Genomic DNA, 16,294 nt, shown 5'->3' with positions numbered 1-16,294 from the left:
GCTGTGGTTCGGTTCAAACGCGTGGATGGGCAAAAGAATCCGGCACCGCCGGATAGGCATCGAGTACGGGCCCCAAGGCGAGTTTCAGCGGCTCCAGCCACGGCGCGAAGTGCCGCCACTGGTTCACGCCGTCGCGATTGATCGGGCGCCGTACCTGTTCCGAACTCGCGGTACGCACCGCGCGTTCGTTTTCGTGGAAACGCAGACAACGTTCGTCGAACGGCAGGCCGCAGGCCTCCAGCAGGTGGCGGATCTCGCCTTCGCTGTCCTCGACCATGCGTTCGTGGAACGCACGGTGCACCGCGCCCGGCTGCACGCGGTCGTAGTGCGCCATCAGCCCGATGTAGTCGTGGTAGTAGCGACCGATGTCCTCAAGGCTGTAGCTGAAGTTCTGCCCGCGGGCGAAATGCTGCTTGAAGTTCGACAGGCAGCAACCCAGGGGATGCCGACGCGCATCGACGATCCGCGCGTTCGGCAGGATCAGGCGGATCAGGCCGAGGTGCAGGAAGTTGTTCGGCATCTTGTCGATGAAGAACGGCGCGTCGGTCTTGCGCTGGATGCGCGTGCGCTGCAGATACTCGCGACCGAGCGCGCGCACTTCGTCGGCACCGAGTTCGGCCAGCGCACGGTGGTATCCGCCGATCGAATCGTCGGCGGCCCGGCGCCGCAGGGCGCGCGTGATCGAAATGATCTCCGGCAACTCCTGCGTGCCCTCCACCTGCGGATGGCTGGACAGTATCTGCTCGATCAGGGTGGAACCGGCGCGCGGCAAGCCGACGATGAAGATCGGATCGGGCGAAGGATCGCCCCAGCCGGCGCGATCGGCGAAGAAGGATTCGTCGTAGGTCTTCTTCGCGAACTCGACGCGCGCGCTGGTTTCGCCGGCGCTGTACGGAACGCGACGCAGGCGCAGGCGGTTGCCCGCATCGTAATGGCGAAAAGAAGCTTCGTACTCGCCAGCGTCTTCCAGCGCCTTGCCGAGCGCGAAATCGAAATGCAAGCGGTGTTCTTCGTCCAGCGAATCGCGCGCGAGTTGCCTGCGCATCGCCGCGATGTCGTCGGCGGAGAACCGGTAGGTTTTCAGGTTGGCCAAGCTCCACCACGCTTCGCCGAAGGCCGGATCGCATTCGATGCTGCGGCGGTAGGCGCGGACGGATTCGTCCTGGCGCCCCTCGGTCTTGAGCGTATGCGCGTAACTGAGCCAGATGCGCGGGTGCGTCGGATACTCGCGCAGCAGCTGTTCGTACAGGGCGATGCCGGCCGCGAACTCGCCGATGCGGCAGAGGATCGCCGCCTTCAGATTGCGCATCGCCGGATTGCGCGCATCGTCGGCCAGCAGGACCTCGATCTGTTTCAGCGCCTCGTCCGGCTGATTGCCGCGGTACAGGACCAGGGCCAGGTTCTGCCTCGCTTCGCGGAAACCGGGCGCCAGTTCCAGTGCGCGCGCAAGCAGGTTTTCGGCGTCCTCGTTGCGGCCCAGGCGCACGGCCAGTTCGGCCAGCATGCGCATCGCCGCAACATCGGTCGGCATGCGATACAGGTGTTGCTTGAGCAGGCGCTCGGCCTCGGGCAGCCGGTTGTCGTGCAGGGCGGCAGCCGCCGACATCAGGGCCGGATCGCGGATCGAATGACGGACATGGCGCGAGTAAGCCTCGGCCGCGCCCGTATTGTCGCCGACTGCCGTCAGATGATCGCCGAGCGCCAACCAGGCCTGCGGCAGATCGGCCTTGAGTTCGATCGCTCGTCGCAATGCGGACAAGGCCTCGTCGCCCTGGCCCGCCCGCCCCAGGGCGATGCCGAGCTCGTACTGGGCCAGGGCCCATTGCGGCTGCTTGGTCGCCAGTTGCCGAAGCACCTCGGCCGCTTGCATCGCTTCGCCGCGCGCCGCGTGCGAACGCCCCAGCAGCAGCAGGGCCATGGGATGATCGTGCACGGCCTTTAGGATTTCGCCCGCCTGTTCGCCGGCTAGCGCGGGGTCGGTGGCGAGCAGCCGCGAGGCGTGCGCTAGCGCAATCTCGACGGAGGCGGTCGACTCGGGCACGGCTTTCCTTCAGGGGCAGAACCAGATCCGGTCGCGGGCATCGCGGCGGCCGGACCGGGGGATCCGGATACCCCTGCGATGGGATCGCCGACACATAATCAGATTGTCCCGAAGGCGTCAATATTCCGTTAACAGGGGCTGCCTGGCCGGGTTCCAGGAAGGGTTCGTCATGCCGTGGTTCGTCTACCTGATCGAATGCCGGGATGGCAGCCTCTACACCGGGGCGGCGACCGACGTGGCGCGCCGCTTCGAGGAACATCGCCGCGGCAAGGGCGCCCGCTATACGCGTTCGCACCCGCCGCTCGCACTGCGTGCCGTCATCGCCTGCGAGGACCGGTCCGACGCCCTCCGGCGCGAGTGGGCGATCAAGCGGCTCGATGCGGCGGAAAAACGACGGCTCTGCCTGCAGCATCCGCCTGCTCCGGAAATATCGGCTAGGCTTGGCGACCCGCCGCAGGCTGCACTCCGCACTGTGGCCGTCACGCGCAAGGAAAGCAGCATGCTCAAGATCGGCGACAAGGCCCCGGATTTCTCGCTGTCCAGCGATACCGGCCACATCATCGGCAGCGATTCGCTGAAAGGCCAACGCTATGTGCTGTACTTCTATCCGAAGGACGAAACGCCCGCCTGCACGCGCGAGGCCTGCGCGTTTCGCGACAACTTGCCGGGCTTCGGCGAACTTTCGGTGCCCGTGTTCGGCGTCAGCGCGGACGAGGAAAAACGGCATGCGAAGTTCGTGCACAAGTACTCGCTCAACTTCCCGCTCCTGTCCGATCCCGACCACGAGCTGATCGAGGCCTATGGCGTCTGGGTGGAGAAGAGCTTGTACGGACGCAAGTACATGGGAATCGCCCGCTGCACGTTCGTCGTCGACGCCCGTGGCCGCATCGAGCAGACCTGGGACAAGGTGAGCGTCGATACGCATGCCGCCGATGTCCTGGCCTATCTGGGCGGCGAGCCGGTCGCGGCGACCGCCGCCAAGCCGGCGAAGAAGGCGAACGCGAAACCTGCCGTCGCGAAGAAGGCGGCGAAGAAGACCGGCAAGAAGCGCGCCGCGGCAAAGCCCGCAAAGACAAAAGCCGCGGCGAAAAAAGCGCCGGTGAAGAAGGCCTCGACGAAGAAGGCCGCTACCAGGAAGCCGGCGACAAAGGGCATCGCGAAAAAGAAGTCCGCCGCGCGGCGTTGAGCGGAGAACGAAGTGCAGCCGCAGGCGCGCGCCTACGCACAGATCCATCTCTGTGTCCTGCTCTGGGGCTTCACCGCCATCCTCGGCAAGCTGATCAGCCTGCCCGCCCTGGCCCTTGTGTGCTGGCGCATGCTGCTGGTCTGCGCGACGCTCTGTCTTTTGCCTCGTGTCTGGCGCGGATTGCGCGCCTTGCCGAGCCGGCTGCTGGCCGTCTATGCCGGCATCGGCGTCGTCGTCGCCCTGCACTGGCTGACGTTCTACGGCGCGATCAAGCTCTCGAACGCTTCCGTCGCCGCCAGTTGCCTGGCGCTCGGATCCGTTTTCGCGGCCGTGCTCGAACCCTGGATCGCCGGTCGACGTTTCGACCCGCGCGAGCTGTTGCTGGGCGCCATCGCGATTCCCGGCATCGCGTTGCTGTTCGGCGGCGTTCCTGCCGGCATGCATGCCGGCATCGCCATCGGCGTGCTTTCCGCCTTCCTGACGGCACTGTTCAGCGCCCTGAACAAGCGCTACGTCGAACAGGCCGAACCGCTGACCGTCACCGGCGTCGAACTCGGCGCCGGTCTGCTCTTCCTCGTGCTCGCTTCTCCGCTGTTGCCGGGTGGCGACGCACCGCTATTCCCGATGCCCGACCTGCGAGATGCCGCGCTGCTGCTGACTCTGGCCTGGTTCTGCACCTTGCTGCCGTTCTCGCTGTCCCTGGTGGCGCTGCGTCACGTCAGCGCTTTCAGCGTGCAGTTGGCGCTGAACCTGGAGCCGGTCTATGCGATCGCCATCGCGATCGCCCTGCTGCGGGAACAACACGAACTGTCGCCACCGTTCTACGCCGGCGTGGCGCTGATCCTGCTGGCCGTGTTCGCCCATGCCTGGCTGGCGCGCCGCTCGCAACAACGCGCGCAATCGATTCCCATCGAAAGCTGAGGCCGGATGGCCCATGCGGGAAAACGGCCGAGGCACTATGCTCTGCCCTCTTCCTGCCGACTGAGCCCCGTCCATGACCCGCAAGCTGCTCTGCCTCGCCCTGACCGCCGCCATGCTGGCGGCCTGCCAACCAGCCGGATCGCCCGACGCCAACAAGCCCGCCGCCGATGCGCCGGACGCACGCACGGACGCTGCCTTCGCCGATCTTTCCAAGCGCTGGCTCGACGGCGGCATGGCGCTGAGCCCGGTGGCCGCGACGCAGATCGGCAACCACAGCCACGATGGCGAACTGGACGACCTGAGCGCCGAAGGCCGCGCCAAGAGCGTCGCCTTCTCGCAATCCATCCTGGACGAACTCGGCAAGATCGATCGCGACAAGCTGTCGCGCGAGAACCAGGTCGATGCCGCCGTGCTGGAGAACCAGCTGCGCTACGACTTGTGGACCGCCAATACGCTGCAGTCCTGGGCCTGGGATCCGATGATCTACAGCTCGTTGGCCGGCGGCTCCCTGTATTCGCTGATGGCGCGCGAGTTCGCCCCTCTGCCCGATCGCCTGCGTTCGGCGACCTCGCGCATGGAGAAATTGCCGGCGCTGTTCGCGCAGATGCGCGCCAACATCGATCCGGCGCGCGTGCCGAAGACGCACGCCGAAACCGTCGCCCGCCAGAACAACGGCATCATCGCCGTGGTCGACGGCATGATCCTGACGCACGCCGCGGAATTGCCGGCGGAGGACAAGCAGCGGATGGAAGCGGCCGCCACCGCCTTGAAGGCCGCTGTCGCCGAGCACCAGACCTGGCTGGACCAGACGCTGGTGCCGAACGCCAAGGGCGATTTCAGGATCGGCCAGAAGCTCTACGACGAAAAGCTGGCGTTCGCGCTGAACTCTCCGCTCGGTCGCAAGGAAATCCGCGAACGCGCCGAGAAGGAACTGGCCAGCGTGCGGGAACAGATGTACGGCATCGCCCGCGAGGTGCTGGCCGGCCAGAAGGGCGCGCCGGCCACGCCGGAAAAACCCGACGCCACGCAGCAGCAGGCGGCGATCGCCGCGGCGCTGGAACTCGCCTATGCCGACCGGCCGACGCGCGACAAGGTCGTCGACCTGGCCAAGTCCTCGACCGCGGAAGCCACCGATTTCGTCCGCGAGAAGGACCTGATCACCCTGCCCGACGCACCGGTCGCCATCATCCTGATGCCTGAGTTCCAGCGCGGCTTCAGCGTCGCCTACTGCGACTCGCCGGGTCCGCTGGACAAGCACCTCGACACCTTCTATGCCGTTTCGCCGATCCCCGACCAGTGGAAGGACGAGCAGGTCACTTCGTTCCTGCGCGAATACAACACGCGCTCGATCCACGAACTGAGCGTGCACGAAGCCATGCCCGGCCATTACGTGCAGATCTGGCACTCGAACAAATATCCGTCCGTGCTGCGCGCGGTGCTGTCGTCCGGCGCCTTCGTCGAAGGCTGGGCGGTGTACGCCGAAAAAGTCATGGCCGACGCCGGCTACATGGACAACGACCCGTTGTACCGCCTGATCCAGCTCAAGTGGTACCTGCGCACGATCGCCAACGCCATCCTCGACCAGGCCATCCACGTCGACGGCATGAGCCGGGAAGACGCGATGAAGCTGATGACCGAACAGACCTTCCAGCAAGAGAGCGAAGCGGCCGGAAAATGGACGCGCGCCCAGCTCAGCTCGACCCAGCTGCCGACCTATTTCGTCGGCGTGCAGGAGCACCTGGACCTGCGTCGCGAGGTGGAGAAGCGCGAAGGCGCGGGCTTCCAGCTCAAGGCCTACCACGACCGCGTGCTTTCCTTCGGTTCGCCGCCCGTGCGTTTCGTACGCCAGCTGATGCTGGACGAGCCCATCCGCTAAGTCCGGAAGCGCTCCCCATTGCGCGCCCGGCGCGCAATGGCGACACTCGGCGCGGGGAAGTCCCTGGGGAGTGGACGACGTGGGCCTATTCGACAAGATCCGGCGGCTTTTCGGCGATGCGAACGCTGCCCAGGTCGGGCGAACCACTGGCCCTGCGCCGACGCCGGCCTACGTTCCGCTGGCCGACCGGCCGGTCGATGCCTCCGAGCCCATCGAATACACGCCGCCGCTCGCGTCGTCGTCGGATGCCGCACCCGCGCCCGAAACGGCGCTCGACGACGAGCCAGAAGCCGAGACCGAGGCGAGCGGCCCCGATGGCAAGGAACGCCGGCAAAAAACGCGGCGCATGCCGCGGCCAGGTACGCGCGTCCTGATCATCGACGATTCGGCGACGATCGTCGCCCTGCTCGGCCGCATGCTGAAGCAGAACAACTGCGACATCCTGGAAGCCGGCGATGCCGAGACCGGACTGGCCATGGCGCGCAGCGAAAATCCGGAACTGATCTTCCTCGACATCGTGCTGCCGGGCATGAACGGCTTCGCCGCCCTGCGCCACCTGCGCCGCGAAGCGGGCACCAAGGACACGCCGGTGATCATGATCAGCGGCAACGAACAGGCGACCGAGCAGTTCTACGTGCAACGCATCGGCGCCGACGATTTCATGAAGAAACCCTTCTCGCGCCCGGAAGTTTTCGCCCGCGTCGAACGCTTGCTGGACGACGACCTGATTCCTCGCCGGCAGCAGACCGCGCCGGCGATCGTGCCGCCGACCCGCTAACCCGCGTCGGCGTTCAGTCCGCGCCGGTTGCCCGGGGCCGGTATCGGCGCGCAGTGCTGCGCCAGGAACTCTTCGGCGGGAATCGGGCGCCCGAAGAAGAAGCCCTGGGCGAAATCGCAGTCCATTTCGGCCAGCATCAGCGCCGTCTCCGGCGTTTCCACGCCCTCGGCGATCGCGTCGAGGTCGAGGTTGTGCGCCAGGTCGACCATCGACCGCACGAGCTGCGCGGCGCGTACGTCGCCGGTCATGTCGAGTACGAATTCCTTGTCGATCTTGAGTTCGGTGGCCGGAAACTGCTTTAGATAGGCGAACGAGGAATAGCCGCTGCCGAAATCGTCGATGGCGATGCGCAGGCCCTGGTCGCGCAATCGCTTCAGCACGCGCGCGCTGAGCTGCGGGTCGGCCATCAGCGCGTTTTCCGTCACTTCCAGCACGACCGCGTCGGGCGAGACGTTCCAGATTTCTATCGCATCCAGGATCTGCTCGACGATGCCGGTTTCGTGGAAGACGCGCGCCGACAGGTTGATCGCGAACGGCATGCCGCGGCCGGCCTGTCGCGCCTGGCCGCAGTAACGCAGCGTGGCATTGAGACTCCAGCGAGTCAGCTCGCTGATCAGCCCGGTCTGCTCGGCATAAGGAATGAACTGGTCCGGGCTGACCCAGCCGAGCGCCTGGCTGTTCCAGCGCGCCAGCGATTCGGCGCCGGCGACGCGGTCGTGGCGCAGGTCCCAGATCGATTGCAGGTAGACGTTGAGGCGATTATTGGTGACCGCCTCGCGCAGGTCGGTGTAGGCGAGTTCGGGGCGATCGGCGCGCGGCGAATAGACCGCGTAACGATCGCTGGACTGCTGCGCCTGCGCGAACGCGGTCTCCGCGCAACGACACAGCGCCATCGGCGTTTGCGCATGGTTCGGGAACACGGCGGCGCCGGCGGCGATCACCATCTGCGCCGGACGGCCTTCGAAACTCAACGGCTCCTGGAAGGCACGGACCAGGCGATTAGCCGCCAGGGCCGCGTGCCCGGCGCTGCGCACGCCGGCGAGCAGGATGGCGAACTCGCATTCGCCGACCTGGGCGAGACGGTCGTCGGGCAGCAAGGCCTGCTCGATGCGCTTGTGCGCCGCACTGGACAGGGATTCGTCCAGCAGGATGTTGACCTCGCCGAGGCGCTGCACGCGCGCGAGGATCACGCCGAAGGAACGGCCTTCGCCCTGGGCGATCAACCGTTCCAGCGTTGCGATGAATTCCGTCCGGTCAAGCATCGATGGTTCCTGTCCGCGATGCGCCCGCGCGCGGAATGCCGCAATCAGATCAGATACAACTCGGTCGGGTCGATGCCGTAGGCGCCGTGTTCCAGCGTACCTACCACTTCCACCGGCCTGCCATCGGCGCCCTTGGTGCCGTCGTCGAGCAGATCCATCTCGCGGAACTCGTCCGCCAGCTTCTTGTCGGGCGTGGTCAATACCATCACCCGCGGCCGCAGCCGGCGGGCGAAGTTCTGCGCCATCACGATCGCGATCTCGCCGGTGCTCAGTTCGACCAGGGAACCGGTCGGATACACGCTCAGGCATTGCATGAACTGCTCGACGATCTCGCCGTGGTAACGGCGGCCGCGCTCTCGATAGATCTGCTGCAGGGCCTGGTGCGGCGCCAGCTTCTTGCGATAGGGGCGCACGCTGGTCAGCGCATCGTAGCTGTCGATGACCGAGGCCATGCGTCCGAACAGGGGGATCTCGTTGCGCGCCAGGCCGTCGGGATAACCGGCGCCGTCGTAGCGTTCGTGGTGCGTGCGCACCATGTCGATCACGTCGGGCGCATAGACGCCCGATTGCTCGAGCAGGGCCAGCCCATGGGTGACGTGCGTGCGCATCTCGCGCCGCTCCGAATCCGTCATCGCGCCTTCCATCTGCAGCAGGCTGTCCGGCAAGGCCGACTTGCCCACGTCGAGCAACAATCCGCCGGTCGCCAGGTTGATCAGGGTCTCTTCGCCGAAACCCATGTGCCGGCCGAAGGCCGCGGCGAGCAGGCTGCAATTGATGGCATGGTCGTATTCGTAGACGTCGCGCTTGCCGAGACTGCTGATCCATAGAAAAGCGTCGGCATTGCGCATCACGCTCTTGACCACCGGCATCACCGCCTCGCGCACGTCCTCGACGGCGATCTTCTGGCCCTCGCGGACGTCGGCGATCACCTTGCTGGCGAACGCGGCCGCGGTTTCGTGCGCCTCGCGGGCGCGCGGCATTTCCTCGGCCAGGGTGGTCGTATTGCGGTATTCGGTGACGCGCAGGCGCACTTCGCGCGGCTGCATCAGCATCTCGGCAGTGACGGCCAGCGGAATGTTGCTGCGCGCCCGATCGACGATGACGTAGTCGCAGAGCTTGCGCAGCCCGGCGATCTGCTCGTCGTCGTAAACGTAGAAACCCTGCAGCGGGAACGGCGTTCCGAGCCAGTCGCGATCCAGGCCGCAGACGTACATGCCCACCGTGAGGTTGGCGACGTCCACCTGCACTTCCGATGCCACCAGCGTCACCATGGGGCGTCCGCAGCTCCAGTTCGCCGACCACCAGGGGAATGCCGCGATGCGGGGCAGGACGCCCCGCTCAGCTAGGCTAACAGCACTCGCGCGATGCCCACCAGCCCCGCGCCCTCAGGGCAGGGCCTGGAGCGCCTCCCGGGTCGATCCGGCCAGGGACTGCATCACTGGCTGCTCGCTATCGCGCGTATTGGCGTACAGCGCCAGCAGGAACGCCTGGGTGTTGTGGCGCTTGGCCAGGCCGGCTTGCGAGGAGAAGGCCGAATCCCAGGATGGCAGGGGCGCCGGTGCGATCAGGTCGGTCAACCATGCCTTCCAGAACGCCTCGTCGTGCAGCCCGCGCTGCGCTATGAACAGCATCGGCCGGAGCAGGCGCTCGGATTCGCCATAGATGTAGAAATGCTCGCCCGCCGGAGCGATCTGCTTGCGCACGGCGGCCAGCAGGCGATCGAGTTGAGCGCGATCGAGTTGCGGATTCAGGGCCAACTGCATGGCCAGGTCGGCGCCATGCGCGACGCCGTGCCGCCAGCCTTCTTTCGCGTCGAAACCGCGATAGTCGTTCACGCCTTCGAGGAACTCCGCGGCCGCCGTCACCAGCTCCGTGCGTTGCTCCGTCGTCATCCAGGCCGACAACCGATCCGTGCGTGCGACTTCCGCCAATACCAGCGCAGCGAACGGAGCGGTGAAGCCCTCGCGATCGCTCGCGTCCTTGCGCAGTTTGGGCAACAGCGCCTGCAGGATCGCCTGCCGCGTCGCATGATCGAACTGCCCGCTGCGCAACCAGCTGGTTTCCGCTTCGAAAGCGATGCCATCGCGCAGTTGCGGATCGGGCGAAGACAGGCAGGCCAGCAGGTCCACGGCGAGACTGCTGCGTGCCGCGAAGTCCTCGACGGCGAACTTGTTCGCCTTGAGTTCGAGCAGTTTCTCCTTCGTCCAGCCCGGCGGCGGACAGTCGGCGCTGGCGGAACCGGCCGCCGCGAGGAGGGCCAGGGCGAGCAAACTCGTGCGAATCGACAGGCGCATGCGCATCAACCCCAGAAAAAGACGTTGAGTTTGTTGCCGTCCAGGTCGCGGAAATAACCGGCGTAGAAATTGTCGCTGCGCGGACCGGCCGGGCCTTCGTCCGTCGCGCCCAGTTCCATCGCCTTCTTGTAGATGCGATCGACCTTTTCCTTGCTGTCGACCACGAGGGCGACCATGGTGCCGTTGCCCACCGTCGCCGCCTGGCCGTTGTGCGGTTTGATCACGCCGAGACTAGGCTGCGTCGGCGACACCCCCCAGGCGATGAAGCTGTCGTACTCCATGAAACGCTTGGCACCGATCTCCGCCAACAGGGCATCGTAGAAACCCGCCGCGCGGGCCATGTCGTTGGTGCCGAGGGTGACGTAGCCGATCATCGCGCGCTCCTGCCTGAGGGTGAGCGGGCAATCTACACCGTCGCGCCGGCTTTGGGAGGCGTGCCGGAAGTCACCAAAAAAAACCCGGTCCGCGTCCTGCGACGCGAGACCGGGTCAGGGGAAGAAACCGAGAGGGAGTCAGTTGCCGCGCTGGCTCAGGGCGACGCTGCCGATGATCAGGGCGCCGGCGATGCCCATCGGCAGGGTCAGCGGTTCGCCCAGCAGCAGCCAGGCCCAGGCGACGGCGAACAGGGGCACCAGGTAAGTGACGGTCACGGCGCGGGCAGCGCCGATGCGCTGGATTAGGCGGTAGTAGAGGGCGTAAGCGACGCCGCTGCAGAGCACGCCGAGCATTACGACCGAAAACCATGCGCGCGGTTCGGGGGTTTGGGCCGGCCAGTACGCGATCGCCATCGGCAGCATGAAGATCGCCGCGGACGACAGGGTCGCGGCCGCGACGGCGGCCGGCGGCAATCCCGTCAGGTGGCGGCGGACGAGGTTCGCGCCGATGCCATACAGGAATGCCGCCGTCGTACCCGCCGCCACGGCACCGCCGACGCTGGCGCCTGCGGTCTTGGCGCTGGCCAGGACCACGACGCCAACGAAACCCGCCACTAGCGCAAGGCTGCGCCGCGTGCCGATCTTTTCGCCATAGAACAGGAAGGCCACCAGGGCGGTGAACAGCACCGCCATCGAATTGGTGATGGCGCCGATGCCCGCCGGCGCGCGTTGCGCGGCCCAGGCGAACAACGCGAAGGGGATGGCCGAATTGATGATGCCGATCAGGGCCAGCTTGGGCCAGATGGCGCGCGGGAACGAGGCCCGCGCCTTCCACAGGAAGGGCAGCAGCACCACCGCACCTAGCGCCAGGCGGATCTCGACCAGGGGCATGGCGCCGAACTGCGGGGCAGCCACGCGCATGAACATGAAGGAGGCTCCCCAGATGGCGGCCAGCAGGGCCAGCTCGAGCGGCGACTGCCAGGCGCGGTCGCGTGCAGTGGAAAGTTCGGAAACGGAGGCAGGGGTGGCAGCCATGGTCGCAAGCCAGATTCGTGACTGGCGCCTATTTTCCGCGCATGGATTACCGCCACAAGCGCATACTTTGGGTCCCAGCCACAAGTTTTGTTTGAGGCTTCCATGGCCCTGCGTTCCGACTCCCTGTCCGCCCTCGCCGCCTTCGAATCGGCTGCCCGCCATCAGAACTTCGCCCACGCGGCGGACGAGCTTCACCTAACCGCCAGCGCGGTCAGCCACCATGTGCGCAAGCTGGAATCGCGCTTGGGCGTGACGCTGTTCACCCGGCATGCGCGCGGCGTATCGCTGACGGCCGAAGGCCGGCAACTGGCCGATGCCGCCGGCAGCGCGCTGGCCGATATGGAAAGCGTGTTGCGCGGACTGCGCCATGCCAAGGACGAACGCGAGCGCGTCCGCATCACCACGCTGCATTCGCTCGTCTACACCTGGCTGCTGCCCCTGCTGCCGCGTTTCGCGGCCCTGCATCCGGAAATCCATATCAGCGTGGATACCGAGATCGCGCTCGCGCGCTTCGACGACGGCGGCCCGGATCTCGGCATCCGGCACGGGCCCGGGCAATGGCCAGGCCTGAGCGCGCAGCATCTGATGGACGATGCGCTGTTCCCGGTGACTTCACCGCGCTATCCGAATCTCGATGCCGTGAAGACCGCGGCCGATGTCGCCCGATTGCCGTTGATCGCCGACCGCGCGCGCCAAGGCTGGCAGGACTGGTTCCGCGCGGCGGGCGTGCATGGGGCTCGCCTCGACGAGCGCTATACCTTCGGCGATACCACCGACGCGCTGAAGGCCGCCGCGGTCGGCCTGGGCGTCGCGCTCGCCCGCGAGCGCATCGTCGCGCCGTACCTGTCCGATGGCGAACTGGTCCGCCTGCCCGGGCCCAGCGTGCCGACGCGCTGGAACTACTACATCGTGCACCCGACGCATCGGCGCCTGCGACCTGCCGCGAAGATCTTCGCGGACTGGCTGCTGTCGCTACCACGCTGAGTGCGCGTTTATCATCGGACGCCCGGACGCGGAGAATGGCCATGGCGCAGGACTTGTTCGCGAACGAATCGGCGGCACCGTTGGCCCATGTCGGCATCGGCGGCTGGGTGTATGCCCCGTGGCGGAACAACTTTTATCCGCCGAAGCTCGTGCAACGCCGCGAACTCGAATTCGCCAGTCGTCATCTTACGAGCATCGAAGTCAACGGCACCTACTACGGTGCGCAGAAACCGGCGACCTACGCGAAATGGCGCAGCGAAACGCCGGACGGTTTCGTTTTTTCGCTGAAGGCGCCGGGCCGCATCACGACGCGCCGCGACCTCGCCGGTGCCGGCGGCGAGATCGACGCCTTCGTGTTCGGCGGCCTGGAAGAATTCGGCGACCGGCTCGGGCCGATCCTGTGGCAGTTCGAACACGGCATCCGTTTCGACGCCGACGCCTTCGCCGCCTTCATCGACCGATTGCCCGCCGAACTCAACGGCCGCAGGCTGCGCCACGCCGTCGAAGTTCGCGACGAGAGTTTCCTCTGCGATCGCTATTTCGCACTGATGCGCCGCCGTGGCCTGCCCAGCGTCTTTACCGACTCGGACAAGTACCCTTCCTTCGCCGATCTCACCGGCGATTTCGCTTATGCGCGCCTGATGCGTAGCCGCTCCACCCTGCCCGAGGGCTATACGGACGCCGAGCTCGACGCCTGGGCCGGACGCGTACGCGGCTGGCGCAGCGGCCAGGCCCCGACCGACCTGCCCCTGCAACAGGCGCCGGCGGAGGCGAAACCGCGTGAGGTTTTCGCCTATTTCATCAGCGCCGCGAAAGAGCGGAACCCCGCCGCAGCCATGGCGCTTGCCCGTCGCCTGGGCTGGACGCCGGCGCCCTGGAAATAGTTTCTCCGATCGCTGTGACGAATCGCCTCCTGCCGCGAATCATGGTTTCGAAGCAGCCATGCGGCTGTCCGGAACCCTCCCGATGCTCGAAGCCGTCGCCAGCATGAATCACGACGCCCGCCAGTCCTTCGGCGAGCTGCTCGAGCGGCATCGGCGCATCGTGTTCAAGGTCGCGCATACCTATGCCTGGGACCCGGACGATCGCGACGACCTCGCGCAGGAGATCGCGGCCCAGCTCTGGCGCGCGTATCCGGACTACGACCCGTCGCGTTCGTTCTCGACCTGGATGTACCGCATCGCCTTGAACGTGGCGATCTCGCATGTCCGCTCGACGACGCAACGCGATCGCCATTCGGTGGCGCTCGACGACACATTGCACGACGTCGCCGACGAACGTGGCGGCGATCCGGAAACCGAACAGCAGTTGCGCGCCTTGCAGAAGGTCATCGCCGGACTCGACCGCATCAACCGCGCCCTGCTCCTGCTCTACCTGGAAGACCGCAGCAATCGCGAGATCGGCGACATCCTCGGCCTGAGCGAAAGCAACGTCTCGACGAAGATCAGCCGCCTCAAGCAACGCATCCGCAACGACCTGTCCTGAGCGACACACGAATCAAGCACGGAAAGAAGACCATGGAACTCGACGACCTCAAGAACGCCTGGCAGACCCTCGATCGCCGGCTGGAAAAGCAGAACTCCCTGCAGTTGCAGATCTATCGCGACGGCAAGCTCGACACGCTGCGGCGCAGCCTGCGCCCGCTGCGCTGGGGCCAGGCCCTGCAGATGATCCTCGGCGCTTGCCTCGTGATCCTGTCGGCGGGATTCTGGAACCGCTATTCCTACGATACGGCCATGCTGATCGTCGGCATCGTCATGCATGTCTACGGCATCGCCTGCATCATCGCCGGTGGCATCGTGCAGGGCGGCATCAGCGAAATCGACCACTCGGCGCCGGTGTTGACCATCCAGAAACAGCTCGCCATCGTGCGCCGCCGCTACGTGCTCAGCGGCATGATCGTCGGCCTGCCCTGGTGGTTCCTGTGGGTGCTGGTACTCGTGATGCTGACCAAGGCCGGCACCGGCATCAACCTGTTCGCCAGCGCGCCCTGGCTGGCCTGGGGCGGCATCGCCGGCGGCTTGCTCGGCCTGCTCGGCACCTGGTGGTTCCATCGTTGGTCGCGCGACCCTTCGCGGCCAAAGCTCGCGAAGTTCATGGACGACAGCGTGACCGGGTCGAGCCTGCGCAAGGCCGGCGCCTTGCTCGACGAGATCGCCGCGTTCGAGAACGACTGAGCGCGTTGCGTTGAACCAGTCGCGTTGAACGCGACATCGTAAATCCCGCGCGGCTCGCCGCGCTCCCCGAAAACTCGCCCGCCGTCGGAAGGCCCTGCCTTCCGCGTCGGCCTCGCTCATCCCGCTTCCGGAGAAACACGATGCAAACCGCTCCGCTTTCTTCCCTCGAACGCCTGCACGGCCTCGACGCCCTGCGTGGCATCGCCCTGATACTCGGCGTCGTCGTGCACGCCAGCATGGCCTTCCTTCCCGGCGCGCAATACTTCTGGGTCGCCCACGACACGCAGCCCGAAGCCGTGCTCGGCCTCGCCTTCTATGTGCCGCACATGTTCCGCATGCTGCTGTTCTTCCTGCTGGCGGGGTTTTTCGGCCGGATGGCACTGCATCGCCTGGGCCTGCGCGGCTTCATCGTCGATCGCGCGCGTCGCATCGGCCTGCCGCTCGCGGGTGGTTGGTGGATGTCGCTGACGGCCATCGTGCTCGTGCTGGCCTGGGGCGCGATGCTGGCCAACGGCGGCAGCCTGCCGAAGGAAACGCCACCCGGCCCCACCTTCATGCCGGACGATTTCCCGCTGACGCATCTGTGGTTCCTGTACGTGCTGCTGCTTTGCTACGGCGGTGCGCTGCTGGTGCGCGGGGCCGTCATCCTCGTCGATCGCAGCCAGAAGCTGCGTGCAATGATCGATCGCATCGTGCGGATGGTGATGACGCCGTTCGCACCGGTGCTGCTGGCCGTGCCGCTGGCCGCAAGCCTGTTCTTCCAGGCGAAGTGGTATGCCTGGTTCGGCATCCCGACGCCCGACCAGTCGCTGTATCCGAACCTGCCGGCGCTCGTCGGTTTCGGCAGCGCCTTCACGATCGGCTGGCTGCTGCATCGCCAGCAGGACCTGCTGCGCGCGCTCGAGGGCCGCTGGCTGTTCAACCTCGCGCTCGCCATCGCTTGCACGGCCAGCTGCCTGTCGCTGTCGGGACTGTCGCCCTTGCTTCTGCCGGCGAAACAGGACGCGCAATACCTCGCATACACCATGAGTTACACGATCGGCGGCTGGAGCTGGAGCCTCGGACTGATCGGCCTGTGCCTGCGTTTCCTGTCGGGCTTCAGCCCGGCGCGGCGCTATCTCGCCGATGCCTCGTACTGGATCTATCTCGCGCACCTGCCGCTGGTGATGGCCTTGCAGGTGGCCATGACGCAAGTCGAATGGTCGGCCTTCGTCGAGTTCCCGCTGGTGCTGGCCGCGTCGATGGCGCTGTTGCTGGCCAGCTATCACTGGCTCGTGCGCGGACGCTGGCTGGGCAACCTGCTCAATGGTCGCAAGCCGGCGAAAGCGACGGCGCATACCGCCTTGGCCGCCAACGCGAGCTGAGA

General features: G+C 66.4%; 15 protein-coding genes. 9 read left to right on the top strand and 6 right to left on the bottom strand.

The features are described 5' to 3' along the window. Positions 1-13: 13 nt before the first annotated feature. Entirely contained in the window at positions 14-1,918 is a 1,905-nt protein-coding gene (locus QM707_RS11985; protein ID WP_415002100.1) for a tetratricopeptide repeat-containing sulfotransferase family protein, read from the bottom strand. A 61-nt stretch (positions 1,919-1,979) separates the two neighbouring features. Here QM707_RS11985 and bcp point away from each other — a divergent pair, with 61 nt between their 5' ends. From bcp to QM707_RS11965, 4 genes are all read left to right on the top strand, one after another. Continuing rightward, on the top strand, positions 1,980-3,227 hold the full coding sequence (bcp, locus tag QM707_RS11980) for a thioredoxin-dependent thiol peroxidase (protein ID WP_415002099.1): 1,248 nt from the start codon (positions 1,980-1,982) through the stop codon (positions 3,225-3,227). Between the two features lie 12 nt (positions 3,228-3,239). Beyond that, the gene (locus QM707_RS11975; RefSeq protein ID WP_415002098.1) at positions 3,240-4,148 is read left to right on the top strand and encodes a DMT family transporter; all 909 of its coding nucleotides are present in this window, start codon (positions 3,240-3,242) and stop codon (positions 4,146-4,148) included. Between the two features lie 73 nt (positions 4,149-4,221). Then, positions 4,222-6,024, top strand: coding sequence for a DUF885 domain-containing protein (locus tag QM707_RS11970; RefSeq protein WP_415002097.1), 1,803 nt, complete (start codon positions 4,222-4,224; stop codon positions 6,022-6,024). A gap of 79 nt (positions 6,025-6,103) precedes the next feature. Further along, positions 6,104-6,802, top strand: a complete 699-nt coding sequence (locus QM707_RS11965; RefSeq protein WP_415002096.1) for a response regulator — start codon at positions 6,104-6,106, stop codon at positions 6,800-6,802. Here QM707_RS11965 and QM707_RS11960 read toward each other — a convergent pair. The 5 genes from QM707_RS11960 to QM707_RS11940 form a co-directional block, all read right to left on the bottom strand. Then, complete coding sequence (locus QM707_RS11960) at positions 6,799-8,064, bottom strand: putative bifunctional diguanylate cyclase/phosphodiesterase (protein WP_415002095.1); 1,266 nt, start codon at positions 8,062-8,064, stop codon at positions 6,799-6,801. The genes QM707_RS11965 and QM707_RS11960 overlap by 4 nt on opposite strands. 44 nt (positions 8,065-8,108) lie before the next feature. After that, complete coding sequence (locus tag QM707_RS11955) at positions 8,109-9,335, bottom strand: HD-GYP domain-containing protein (protein WP_415002094.1); 1,227 nt, start codon at positions 9,333-9,335, stop codon at positions 8,109-8,111. A 114-nt stretch (positions 9,336-9,449) separates the two neighbouring features. Continuing rightward, positions 9,450-10,358, bottom strand: coding sequence for a DUF2785 domain-containing protein (locus QM707_RS11950; RefSeq protein WP_415002093.1), 909 nt, complete (start codon positions 10,356-10,358; stop codon positions 9,450-9,452). A gap of 5 nt (positions 10,359-10,363) precedes the next feature. Further along, entirely contained in the window at positions 10,364-10,732 is a 369-nt protein-coding gene (locus QM707_RS11945) for a VOC family protein (RefSeq protein ID WP_415002092.1), read from the bottom strand. Between the two features lie 138 nt (positions 10,733-10,870). After that, positions 10,871-11,767, bottom strand: a complete 897-nt coding sequence (locus QM707_RS11940; protein WP_415002091.1) for a DMT family transporter — start codon at positions 11,765-11,767, stop codon at positions 10,871-10,873. A 102-nt stretch (positions 11,768-11,869) separates the two neighbouring features. On the opposite strand from QM707_RS11940, the gene QM707_RS11935 reads away from it, so the two are divergent. The 5 genes from QM707_RS11935 (at position 11,870) to QM707_RS11915 (ending at position 16,292) form a co-directional block, all read left to right on the top strand. Continuing rightward, positions 11,870-12,751, top strand: a complete 882-nt coding sequence (locus QM707_RS11935) for a LysR substrate-binding domain-containing protein (RefSeq protein ID WP_415002090.1) — start codon at positions 11,870-11,872, stop codon at positions 12,749-12,751. 41 nt (positions 12,752-12,792) lie between these two features. Continuing rightward, positions 12,793-13,635: a DUF72 domain-containing protein gene (locus QM707_RS11930; protein WP_415002089.1), complete on the top strand. Its 843-nt coding sequence runs from the start codon at positions 12,793-12,795 to the stop codon at positions 13,633-13,635. Between the two features lie 82 nt (positions 13,636-13,717). Next, a complete protein-coding gene (locus QM707_RS11925; protein ID WP_415002088.1) occupies positions 13,718-14,236 on the top strand; it encodes an RNA polymerase sigma factor in 519 nt (172 codons plus the stop codon). 32 nt (positions 14,237-14,268) lie between these two features. Then, entirely contained in the window at positions 14,269-14,928 is a 660-nt protein-coding gene (locus QM707_RS11920; protein ID WP_415002087.1) for a serine/threonine protein kinase, read from the top strand. Between the two features lie 140 nt (positions 14,929-15,068). After that, positions 15,069-16,292, top strand: a complete 1,224-nt coding sequence (locus QM707_RS11915) for an acyltransferase family protein (RefSeq protein ID WP_415002086.1) — start codon at positions 15,069-15,071, stop codon at positions 16,290-16,292. The last annotated feature ends 2 nt before the right edge of the window (positions 16,293-16,294 follow it).

Source organism: Arenimonas sp. (assembly GCF_047602345.1).
Classification (GTDB): domain Bacteria; phylum Pseudomonadota; class Gammaproteobacteria; order Xanthomonadales; family Xanthomonadaceae; genus Arenimonas.
This window is presented reverse-complemented; position numbering and strand designations above follow the sequence as displayed.

Excerpts from the sequence above, each read along its gene's own strand:
- QM707_RS11985 (WP_415002100.1), bottom strand. The coding sequence starts at position 1,918 with ATGGCCCTGCTGCTGCTGGGGCGTTCGCACGCGGCGCGCGGCGAAGCG.
- QM707_RS11970 (WP_415002097.1), top strand. The coding sequence starts at position 4,222 with ATGACCCGCAAGCTGCTCTGCCTCGCCCTGACCGCCGCCATGCTGGCG.
- QM707_RS11960 (WP_415002095.1), bottom strand. The coding sequence starts at position 8,064 with ATGCTTGACCGGACGGAATTCATCGCAACGCTGGAACGGTTGATCGCC.
- QM707_RS11955 (WP_415002094.1), bottom strand. The coding sequence starts at position 9,335 with ATGGTGACGCTGGTGGCATCGGAAGTGCAGGTGGACGTCGCCAACCTC.
- QM707_RS11950 (WP_415002093.1), bottom strand. The coding sequence starts at position 10,358 with ATGCGCCTGTCGATTCGCACGAGTTTGCTCGCCCTGGCCCTCCTCGCG.
- QM707_RS11945 (WP_415002092.1), bottom strand. The coding sequence starts at position 10,732 with ATGATCGGCTACGTCACCCTCGGCACCAACGACATGGCCCGCGCGGCG.
- QM707_RS11940 (WP_415002091.1), bottom strand. The coding sequence starts at position 11,767 with ATGGCTGCCACCCCTGCCTCCGTTTCCGAACTTTCCACTGCACGCGAC.
- QM707_RS11935 (WP_415002090.1), top strand. The coding sequence starts at position 11,870 with ATGGCCCTGCGTTCCGACTCCCTGTCCGCCCTCGCCGCCTTCGAATCG.
- QM707_RS11930 (WP_415002089.1), top strand. The coding sequence starts at position 12,793 with ATGGCGCAGGACTTGTTCGCGAACGAATCGGCGGCACCGTTGGCCCAT.
- QM707_RS11925 (WP_415002088.1), top strand. The coding sequence starts at position 13,718 with ATGCTCGAAGCCGTCGCCAGCATGAATCACGACGCCCGCCAGTCCTTC.
- QM707_RS11920 (WP_415002087.1), top strand. The coding sequence starts at position 14,269 with ATGGAACTCGACGACCTCAAGAACGCCTGGCAGACCCTCGATCGCCGG.
- QM707_RS11915 (WP_415002086.1), top strand. The coding sequence starts at position 15,069 with ATGCAAACCGCTCCGCTTTCTTCCCTCGAACGCCTGCACGGCCTCGAC.